Raw genomic sequence first — 9,627 nt, 5'->3', positions numbered from 1 at the left:
CGGCGTGAACCCGTCGGGGGCTCCGGGCTTCCTGCACGTCGGTTCGGTTCACGTGACAAAGCCCCGCCGAGCACTGGGAGCACGTTCGGACCACAAATCCCATTGAGAGCGTGTTCGCCACCGTGCGGCACCGGACCTTCCGAACCAAGGGGGCGCTGTCACAGGAGACCGCCAAGCTGATGGTCTTCAAGCTGATCACCGCCGCGGCAAAAACCTGGCGCCGCCTCCAGGGCGAAAACCTGTTGCCCAAGGTGATCCGCGGCGTCACATTCCGCGACGGCATCGAGGTCACTGAAGCCGCGTCACAGAACGCCGCCTGATCGGCCCGTCACCCAATCTCCAACATAGCTCGCGGTGCTGTTCTACAACGCCCTGCGCCACGGCATGGACTACGTCGATCCCGGAGCCGCCTACTACGAGGAGCGTTATCGACATCGCGTGCTGACCAGCCTGCAGCGACGCGCCAAGTCACTGGGCTACGTCCTGCAGGAGGCTGGCGCCGAATCCGTCGGAGTTTTTTAGGAACCCGTTCGCAGTCCGCCTTGGCCAAGGCGTCGAGTTGCAGAGCCGGATCCTGATCAGCGGCCGAGACTCTGGCATAGCCGATGTTCGCCACCGCCCGCTCCGATCGTCCGGAAACCCGTCCGACAAACTATGTGTCCGTAAAGCCGTCGTCAACGCGGGTTTCCGGACAGTTTGGCGGCTGGCCGTCAAACGGCCGATTGCCGGACGAGCTATGAGGTGGCCCCTCTTGTCGAGCGACCACCTCGAAAGCCCGTCAGATCACTCCCAGACGGGCATGGGAGCTTGATGTATCGCTGACAGCCGCCGGCTTGATGCGGAACCATGCCGCATAGAGAGCGGGGAGGAACAGCAGGATCAGCACCGTGCCGACCGCTGTGCCGCCGATCAGCGTGTAAGCCATCGACCCCCAAAAGACGGAATGCGTGAGAGGGATGAAGGCCAGCACCGCGGCAAGGGCGGTCAGGATTACCGGTCGCGTGCGCTGCACCGTGGCTTCGATGACGGCGTGATAGTCGTCGAAGCCGGCCGCCTGGTTCTCCTTGATCTGTTCGGTCAGGATCAGCGTGTTGCGCATCAGGATGCCGGCCAGACCGATCAGCCCCAGGATGGCGTTGAAGCCGAAGGGCTGGTTGAAGGCGAGCAGCATGGGCACGACGCCGACGACGCCGAGCGGTGCCGTCAGCAGGACCATGGCCATCATCGAGAAGGACCGCACCTGCAGCATGATGAAGACCAGCATGGCTGCGATCATGACGGGGAAGACCTTGCCGAGCGCCGTGTTAGCCTTGACGGCCTCCTCGATCGATCCGCCCATGTCGATGCGATAGCCGGCCGGAAGCGAGGCGATCAGCGGTTCAAGGGCCGTCATGATCTGCTTGGAAACCTCCGGAGGCTGGGTCGCCTCGTTGTAGTCCGAGCGGATCGTGATGACTGACGTCCGGTCCCGGCGTTTCATCAACGGTTCTTCCAGCCGGATTTCCGCATGGCCGATCTGGTCGAGCGGGATCTGCTGGCCGTTCCGGCTCGTCAGCGAGAAATCCGCCAGACGCGCCGGATCCAGGCGTTCGCCGCCGGCGCTGCGCGCCACGATGGGGACATTGCGGATGTCCTCGCGGACCTGGGTGACGGCTATCCCGGTCAGAAGGAACTGGAGTTGCTGGCCCACCTCGGCCGGCGAGAGACCGATGAGGTTCAGGCGATCCTGGTCGGGCGTGAAGCGGAGCACGGGCGTGCGGTTGCCCCAATCCCGGTTGGCCTGCCGGACATCCGGCACGCTCCGCATGATGGCGAGGGCCTTTTCGGAAATGCTGTAGAGCTTCGCCGGATCGGGGCCCATCACCTGGAATTCGACCGGGAACGGCGTGTAGGGTCCGAATACGAGCTGGGTGACGCGCACATAGGCCTCGGGCACCAGTCCCTGCGCCACCGTCTGCCGCAACCGGTGCTTCAGGGCCTCGCGCGCCTCGGCGTCCGGCGTGAGCACGACGATCTTGGCAAAGGCGGGATCGGGCAGTTCGGGCGACAGGGCGATGAAGAAGCGGGGCGCGCCCTGACCGATATAGCTCGTGACGATCTTCGCCTCCGGCTGATCGGCCAGCCAGCGTTCGATCTTCTCGACCGAGGCCGTCGTCGTCTCGATGCTGGTGCCTTCCGGCAGACGGACCTCCACCAGCACCTCGGGGCGGTCGGAGGTCGGGAAGAACTGCTGCTTGATGCCGCCCATGCCGACGATGGCGACGGCAAAGGCGAGGCCGACGACCCCGCAGGTCACGATCTTGTGGCGCACGGCGAAGCTGATGATCCCCCGCAGGCGCCGGTAGTTCGGGGTGCCGTAGATCGCCTCGTGACCGCCGGGGACCGGTTTGATCGCCGGCAGCATCCTGACGCCCAGATAGGGCGTGAAGACCACCGCAACAATCCAGGAGACGATGAGGGAGAACCCCACGACCCAGAAGATGTTGCCGGCATACTCACCGGCGGTCGAGCGCGCGAACCCCACCGGCAGGAAGCCGGCGATCGTCACCAGCGTTCCGGACAGCATCGGCGCCGCCGTGTGGCTCCAGGCATAGGCGGCTGCCCTGATGCGGTCGGCGCCCTCTTCCATCTTCACCACCATCACTTCGATGGCGATGATGGCGTCGTCCACGAGAAGGCCGAGCGACAGGATCAGCGCGCCGAGCGTGATGCGGTCGAAGAAGCGTCCGGTTTCCAGCATGATGAGGAAGACGACGGCGAGCGTCAGCGGCACAGCCGCCGCCACGACGATGCCGACACGCCAGCCGAGACTGAGCAGGCTGACCAGCAGCACCACGCCCAGCGCCATCGCGAACTTCACCATGAACTCGTCGACCGCCGAGGTGATGTTGACGGCTTGATCGGTCACCTTGTCGAGCGTCATCCCGAGCGGCAGCGACCGCGCGATGCCCGCCGCCCGCTCCTCCAGCGCCTTGCCGAGGGCCAGGCCGTCCCAGCCCTCCTGCATGACCGTCGCCAGCATGACGGTGGGCTCACCCTGGTGACGGATGATGTAGGTCGGCGGATCCTCGTAGCCGCGGCGGACCTCCGCGATGTCCGACAGCTTCAGTGTCCGCCCGGCCGCGACGATCGGTGTGTCGGCGATCGCCTGCACCCCGTCATAGGCACCGTCGATCCGGATGAAGACCTGCGGCCCCCTTGTGTCGATCGAGCCGGACGGCGTGACGGTGTTCTGCCGCTGCAAGGCGGCAATGATATCCTGGGCCGACACGCCGAGGGTCGCCAGCTTGACATAGGAGAACTCGACGAAGATCCGTTCCGGACGCTCGCCCAGGATGTTGACCTTCTTGACGCCGGGCACATGCAGCAGATCCTGGCGGATCACCTCGGCCTGCCGGGCAAGCTCGCGCATAGGCATGCCCTTGGCCTTGAGCGCGTAGAGGGCGAAACTCACGTCGGAATATTCGTCGTTGACGAAGGGACCGAGCACGCCGGGCGGCAGGTTGCGCGTCTCGTCGCCCATCTTCTTGCGGGCCTGATAGAATTCCTCCTGCACCCTGGCCGGCGGCGTGCTGTCCTTCAGCGTGAGCGTCATATAGGCATAGCCGGGCCGCGTGGTCGTCTCCACCCGGTCGTACCAGGTCAGCTCCTGAAGGCGCTTCTCCAACGGTTCGGCGACGAGATCCTGCATCTCGCGCGCCGTGGCGCCCGGCCATACGCTGGTGACGGTCAGGGTCTTGATGGTGAAGGAGGGGTCCTCCGCCCGTCCCAGCATGACGAAGGCGAAGGCGCCCCCCGCCGCCAGCAGGAGGATGAAGAACAGGGTAACGGCACGTTCACGGACGGCGATGGCGGAAAGATTGAGGCTCATCACTTGCCCCCGCTCTCGGCGGCGGTCCTGACGCGGCCCCCCTCCTGCAGGAGATGGGCGCCGAGCGACACCACCGGGTCGCCAAGGCCAAGCCCGGAGATCACGGCGGTTTCGCCGCTCACCCGGACCAACCGGACCGGCTGGAAGCGCACCGTCGAGCTGGCGCGATCCAGGGTCCAGACACCGGTCCTCCGGCCATCGTCCAGCACGGCTCCAAGCGGCACCTGCAGGTCCGCCTGACCCGTCGGGTCCGCCGTCCGTCCGGTCAGCCGGATCGTGACCGTCGCGCCGAGAGGTGCGGAGGCGGCGTCGCCATCGAGCACGTAGCGGGCCTCGTAGGTGCGGGTCTGGGCATCGGCGGCGTCCGACAGCTGGCGCAGATGCGCGCCGTAGCGTTGCCCGTCGGTACCATAGAGGCTGGCCTCGGCCAGCGAACCGATCGGCGGCCGGATGGTCTCCGGCAACGCCACCACCGCCTCGCGGGGGCCAGCCTGGGCGATCCGGACGACGGTCTGGCCGGCGGCGACGACTTGTCCCGGCTCGCCCAGCGTCTCGACCACCGTGCCGTCGCTGTCGGCCACCAGGACCGAGTAGGTCGCCTCGTTCTCGGCGACCCGGGCGTCCGCTTCCGCACTGGCGAGCTGTGCCCTGGCGGTGTCCAGCGCGGCCTTTGCCTGTTCGTGCCGCTGGCGGGAGGCCCATCCGTCGTTGACCAGACTGGCGTATCGCCGCTCGTCCGCCTGGGTCTGAACGACCGCCGCACGCGCCGCGGCAACCGCGTTGCGCTTTGCCGTGAGCGCGAGGCGCAGGTCGGTCTCGTCGATCCGCATCAGCGGCTGGCCGGCTTTGACCGGTTGGCCGACCGTCGCCAGCCGCTCGATGATCTTGCCGGGGACGCGGAAGCCGAGATTGCTCTGCACCCTCGCCCCGACGATGCCGGTGAAGCCGCGTTCCGATCCGGTCACCTGGACCGCCGCGGCAAGCCGGACGATCGGCGCCTCCTGCCGGGGGTCGCTCACCGCCGACGCCTCCTGTGTGTGCATGGACAGCGTCACGACTGCGGCCGCACCCAGCGCCGCCGTCAGAACGCCGCCCACCACGATCATGGGTCTCTTTTTCATGCCCGCCGCCTCACGTCAAATTAGATTGCGTACGACATCTATATCGGCTATAGAGGTCGTCCGCAATCTAAATGACGGGCGTTCTTGCCCGGCAGCGCCGCTTCCGAGGCCGAACCCGGCACAGCGAGGAAAGTGAACTCAATGGATAAGACCAATCGCGGCATCGCCCTGGTGACGGGAGCATCGTCCGGTATCGGATATGCGGCGGCCAAGGCTCTGCAAGCGACAGGATTCGACGTGTTCGGGACCAGCCGTCACGCGGGCGCTGAAGGCCCCGACGGCGTCACCATGCTGACCTGCGACGTCACCGACGACGCATCCGTGGCGGCCCTGGTCGACGAGGTGCTGGACGACGCCGGCCGCATCGATCTTCTGGTCAACAATGCCGGTGTCGGCCTCTTCGGCGGTGCCGAGGAGTCCTCGCTCGCCCAGGCACAGGCGCTGTTCGATGTGAACATCTTCGGCGTCATCCGCATGACCAACGCCGTGCTGCCGATCATGAGGCGCCAGAAAAGCGGCAGGATCATCAATCTGAGTTCGGCGCATGGATTCATTCCGGCACCCTATTTTGCGCTCTATGCGGCGACGAAACATGCCGTGGAAGGCTACTCTCAATCGCTGGACCATGAACTGCGCACGCTCAACATTCGGGTGACACTGGTCGAGCCCGCTTATACCCGGACCTCGTTCGACGGGAATCTCATCAGGCCGGATCGGTCGCTCGATGCCTATTCATCCGCGCGCGCAGGCGTGACCGTGGCCGTGGAGGAAGCGATCAGGAAGGGCGATACGCCCGAGACCGTGGCCGAAACCATCGTGAAGGCCGCGACGGACTCCGATCCGAAGCTGCGCTACCCGGCAGGAAAGCTGGCACGGCAGGTCAGCGTCCTGCGCCGCTTCGTCCCGGCCGCCGCCTTCGACAAGAGCCTGCGCAAGATGCTGCGGCTGCCGGTCTGATCCCAGCCCCGACCCAGACCGCGACATGGGACCGTCCCGGTGTCGGGACCATGCACGCCGCATCCGGTGGAATGAAGGAGATTCCATGACTGCCCTGTCCCGCCAGGAGGGGCCGGCGCCTCCGGCGCCCGCCTACAAAGTGCCGCCCGGCGTTCTTGACGGGCCGGTCGCGCCGACGATGCTCCGCCTGGCGGTGCCGACGATCCTGGTGCTGGTCGTCCAGACGCTGGTCGGGGTGGCCGAGACCTGGTTCGTCGGCTTTCTCGGGACGGACGCGCTCGCCGGGGTCGCCCTGGTCTTCCCCGTGCTCATGCTCATGCAGATGATGGCGAATGGCGGCATCGGCGGCGGCGTCTCCTCGGCCATCGCGCGGGCATTGGGAGCAAAACGCCATGACGATGCCGAAGCGTTGATCTGGCATGCGGTCGTCCTGGCCGGCGCATTCGGCATCCTCTTCACCATGGCGGCCGTCCTTGCCGGACCGATCCTCTATCGGGCGATGGGGGGAACGGGACCGGCGCTGACGGCGGCGCTCACCTATTCCGGGGTCGTGTTCGCCGGTTCCATCCCGATCTGGGTCACCGCCCTGCTGTCGTCGGCCCTTCGCGGCGCCGGGAACGTGAGGGTGCCGGCACTGGTGATCTCGTCCGGCACCGTTCTCCTCCTCATCCTGTCGCCGGCTCTGATCTTCGGTTGGGGTTTCTTGCCCCGTCTCGGCGTTGCCGGCGGCGGGGCTGCGGTGATCGTCTACTACCTGTTCGCCGCGCTTGCGCTGACGCTGTATCTGCGGTCTTCGCGGAGCCTCGTGAAACTGAGGGTCGTTCCTCTGCGCGCGGGCCTGTTCAAGGACATTCTCGGGGTCGGTTTCCTGTCGGCGATCGGCACCGTCCAGGTCAATCTCACCGTCACTTTCGTCACCGCCGCGGTCGGCCGGTTCGGCGCCGATGCCATCGCCGGGTACGGCATCGCCTCGCGCCTCGATTACATCCAGATCCCGCTGATCTTCGGGCTCGGCACCGCCATGGTCACCATGGTCGGCCACAACATCGGGGCGGGGCAGGTGGCGCGGGCACGCCGCGTCGCCTGGATCGGGGCCGCTCTCGCCTTCGGGGTGACCGAGGTCATCGGCCTTGCTGCCGCGATCTTCCCGCAAGCCTGGATCGGCCTGTTCAGCGACGATCCCCAGGTGCTGGCGATGGGCACCCTCTATCTGCGGACCGTCGCCCCGGTCTACGGTGCGGTCGGGCTGGGGTTGGCGCTCTATTTCGCCAGCCAGGGAGCGAAGCGCGTCCTGTTTCCCGTCCTGGCAGGCACCGTGCGCATGATCGTCGCCGCCTTCATCGGCTGGTCGGCCGTCACCTGGTTCGGTGCCGGACTTTCGACCCTGTTCGAGATCACGGCCCTGGCGGCGGTTTCATACGGGCTTCTGACGGCGGCGGCCATGATCGGCGGCGCCTGGGGCCGGTACCCTGCCCACCGGCCGCTGTCCCGCAAGGGCGCGGCGCAGTAGGTGGAGAATTGTGTCCGTCATCCCTATCTCCTATAGAGTTTGGTCGAAATCTAAAAAGGGGCGCACCATGCGTGTAAGTCGGGTTCAGGCTGAAGAAAACCGGCAAACTGTGATCAATGTGGCCAGCCGTCTTTTTCGGGAGCACGGTTTCGACGGCATCGGTCTCAAGGATTTGATGGAGGCGGCGGGCCTGACCCAGGGCGCCTTCTACAAGCAGTTCGCCTCGAAGGAGGATTTGGCTGCTCAGGCGTCAAGCCGGGCGCTGGAGAGCGCCTACTGCCGATGGACGACGGCGGCCGCCGCAAATCCGGAGGACCCGCTTGGCCCGGTGATCGGTTTCTATCTCAGCGCCGGGCACCGCGAGGAAAAGACCGACGGCTGCCCGATCGTGGCGCTCGGTTCCGATGCCGCCAGACACGGCGTCGCGGTCAAAGCGTCGTTCGAAGCCGGGATCAGGACGCATCTCGAAGTCCTCGAACGCCTGATTTCGGAAACGCGGGGCGAAGAGTTCAAAAGCAAGGCGATGGCGGTTCTTTCACTGATGGTCGGTGCGCTGACCCTCTCACGGGTCGTCAACGATCCCGACCTTGCTCAGGCCTTTCTGGATACGGCCGCTGCACAAGTTCGAAATATTGCAGCCGCGTGAATGGACGTGACCACAATGGGAACCGGTCGATCGGAGGGTGTTTGACCATGCCAGCAGGTACATCCGTCCGGCAGACCGCAATCCTGACGATTGCCGGCCGGACCTTTCTTCGACAGGGCTATGCCGAGGCCTCGATGGATGGTATCGCCGCCGAGGTGGGCGGCTCCAAAAGCACGCTCTATCGTTATTTCCCTTCCAAAGCAGCGCTGTTCGCAGCCTATGTCGAGGAAGTCGGGACTTTGACCTGGGCCGCCCTTGGCGCTGTGCAGGTGGAGGAAAAGGGAACCGAGGCTGTACTGGAGGACACGGCGCGAGCCTATCTGGACTTGATACTGTCCCCTTCAGCGCTTGCCGTGACCCGCCTCGTGATGGCTGAAACCGGTGGCAAAGCGGATAGTCGGGCTACGTGGTTCCGTGACAGGCGGTCCTGCGTTCGTTCATAACCCTCCACCGTCATGTGCCAGCCTCGGGGGCTAGCGCCGGCTGGAGAGGGGGGATGGCGTGCCGCGACATCGCTTGTTACCTGACACGGAACTGCGGCAATTGTTCGGCATTCCTGCCGACCGGGATGCTCTGGCGCGTCAATTCACGCTCACCCCTTCGGACCACACCTGGTTCTGACGCGGCGGGGTGACGCCAACCGGCTCGGTTTCACCGTGCAATTGGCGTTGCTCCACCAGTCCGGTCGTGCGCTTGCCCAGGTCGAGGAACCAATCGACCCGCTGGTCGACTGGATTGCCAAACTGACCCGCAGGTCGGCCTCCTTGAGGATGTCGAGCAGGCCGGTCATCGGACATCGCCGGCCGAGTTCCACCTTCAGCGCCTCCAGGGTCGGCGGTTCCGGCAACGGGTCGAGCGGCGTGATGATGATTGGGTGCTTGCGGCGCGGGTCCAGGCGCACGGTTGGGCTGCCGGGCATCTCGCGATCAAGAGTGTCCAGCGCGGTCTCCATCTCACTCCGCAGACGGTCGATGAAGACGCCCGCGTCAAGCGGCAGACCGAGGCGGGCATAGCAGGTGTCCCGGCGCTCCGAAAAGTCGCTGGGCAGATCCTGGTCGGGATTGCGGAAGCGGTCGGCGCCCACCACCCAGATCTCCTTGCAGCGCAGTCGGTCGCGCAGGCTTTGTAGAACACAGATCTCGTAATTGATCCAGTTTACCCGCTGGCCGCCGTCCGGCCTATCCTCGATCACGATGCCGCGCCACTTCGGGCGGATCACACCCTCCACGGCAATGTCGGCAAGGGCATGGTACTGTCCGGTGCTCTCCCGCTCCCGCTGGATGGCGTCGATCGCCTCGAGAAGCGGCCGGTGGACGGCGTTGTTGGACAGGAACTCCAGGGCGTCGAGCAGCTTGGGTAGCATGCGCCGGTAATGGGAGGCGTAGGAGGCGCGGACGATCGTATGGACCTGACGGTTGCGATCCAGCCCGCCGGCGTCTCGCTCCTTCACCAGGTTCTGGAGCTATGCTGGAATCTGGGTGATGACGGTCTGAGGAGGGCGGCGTATCGAGGTGGGTGACCA

At 65.8% G+C, this 9,627-nt stretch carries 8 protein-coding genes and 1 pseudogene; 7 read left to right on the top strand and 2 right to left on the bottom strand.

What is annotated here, in order from left to right; genetic code table 11:
* Positions 1 to 62: 62 nt before the first annotated feature.
* Positions 63 to 320: pseudogene (locus JJL56_RS32155) on the top strand (IS256 family transposase); the annotation flags it as partial.
* A 34-nt stretch (positions 321 to 354) separates the two neighbouring features.
* Positions 355 to 522, top strand: a complete 168-nt coding sequence (locus JJL56_RS32150) for a hypothetical protein (protein ID WP_200487838.1) — start codon at positions 355 to 357, stop codon at positions 520 to 522.
* A gap of 256 nt (positions 523 to 778) precedes the next feature.
* Here JJL56_RS32150 and JJL56_RS32145 read toward each other — a convergent pair whose 3' ends face one another.
* Both JJL56_RS32145 and JJL56_RS32140 read right to left on the bottom strand, forming a co-directional pair.
* Positions 779 to 3,871, bottom strand: coding sequence for an efflux RND transporter permease subunit (locus tag JJL56_RS32145; RefSeq protein WP_200487837.1), 3,093 nt, complete (start codon positions 3,869 to 3,871; stop codon positions 779 to 781).
* Positions 3,871 to 4,992: an efflux RND transporter periplasmic adaptor subunit gene (locus JJL56_RS32140; RefSeq protein WP_247891373.1), complete on the bottom strand. Its 1,122-nt coding sequence runs from the start codon at positions 4,990 to 4,992 to the stop codon at positions 3,871 to 3,873. Before JJL56_RS32140 ends, JJL56_RS32145 begins: the two co-directional genes overlap by 1 nt.
* Positions 4,993 to 5,133: 141 nt before the next feature.
* Here JJL56_RS32140 and JJL56_RS32135 point away from each other — a divergent pair, with 141 nt between their 5' ends.
* The 5 genes from JJL56_RS32135 to JJL56_RS34175 all read left to right on the top strand — a co-directional run bounded on the left by JJL56_RS32135 (position 5,134) and on the right by JJL56_RS34175 (position 9,118).
* Positions 5,134 to 5,949 (top strand): oxidoreductase, encoded by an 816-nt coding sequence (locus tag JJL56_RS32135; RefSeq protein ID WP_200487836.1) that lies wholly within the window; start codon positions 5,134 to 5,136, stop codon positions 5,947 to 5,949.
* A gap of 85 nt (positions 5,950 to 6,034) precedes the next feature.
* Positions 6,035 to 7,459 carry an MATE family efflux transporter gene (locus tag JJL56_RS32130; protein ID WP_200487835.1) on the top strand — a complete coding sequence of 475 codons (1,425 nt, stop codon included), beginning with the start codon at positions 6,035 to 6,037 and terminating at the stop codon, positions 7,457 to 7,459.
* Positions 7,460 to 7,469: 10 nt separating this feature from the next.
* Positions 7,470 to 8,105 carry a TetR/AcrR family transcriptional regulator gene (locus tag JJL56_RS32125; RefSeq protein ID WP_345772666.1) on the top strand — a complete coding sequence of 212 codons (636 nt, stop codon included), beginning with the start codon at positions 7,470 to 7,472 and terminating at the stop codon, positions 8,103 to 8,105.
* A gap of 47 nt (positions 8,106 to 8,152) precedes the next feature.
* A complete protein-coding gene (locus tag JJL56_RS32120) occupies positions 8,153 to 8,548 on the top strand; it encodes a TetR/AcrR family transcriptional regulator (RefSeq protein ID WP_247891372.1) in 396 nt (131 codons plus the stop codon).
* A gap of 213 nt (positions 8,549 to 8,761) precedes the next feature.
* The gene (locus JJL56_RS34175; RefSeq protein WP_425599164.1) at positions 8,762 to 9,118 is read left to right on the top strand and encodes a hypothetical protein; all 357 of its coding nucleotides are present in this window, start codon (positions 8,762 to 8,764) and stop codon (positions 9,116 to 9,118) included.
* Positions 9,119 to 9,627 lie beyond the last annotated feature (509 nt).

The organism is Azospirillum aestuarii (assembly GCF_016632405.1).
Classification (GTDB): domain Bacteria; phylum Pseudomonadota; class Alphaproteobacteria; order Azospirillales; family Azospirillaceae; genus Azospirillum; species Azospirillum aestuarii.
This window is presented reverse-complemented; position numbering and strand designations above follow the sequence as displayed.

Bases quoted from the DNA above. Each gene is read 5' to 3' on its own strand.
- JJL56_RS32145 (WP_200487837.1), bottom strand. From the start codon at position 3,871: ATGAGCCTCAATCTTTCCGCCATCGCCGTCCGTGAACGTGCCGTTACC.
- JJL56_RS32140 (WP_247891373.1), bottom strand. From the start codon at position 4,992: ATGAAAAAGAGACCCATGATCGTGGTGGGCGGCGTTCTGACGGCGGCG.
- JJL56_RS32135 (WP_200487836.1), top strand. From the start codon at position 5,134: ATGGATAAGACCAATCGCGGCATCGCCCTGGTGACGGGAGCATCGTCC.
- JJL56_RS32130 (WP_200487835.1), top strand. From the start codon at position 6,035: ATGACTGCCCTGTCCCGCCAGGAGGGGCCGGCGCCTCCGGCGCCCGCC.
- JJL56_RS32120 (WP_247891372.1), top strand. From the start codon at position 8,153: ATGCCAGCAGGTACATCCGTCCGGCAGACCGCAATCCTGACGATTGCC.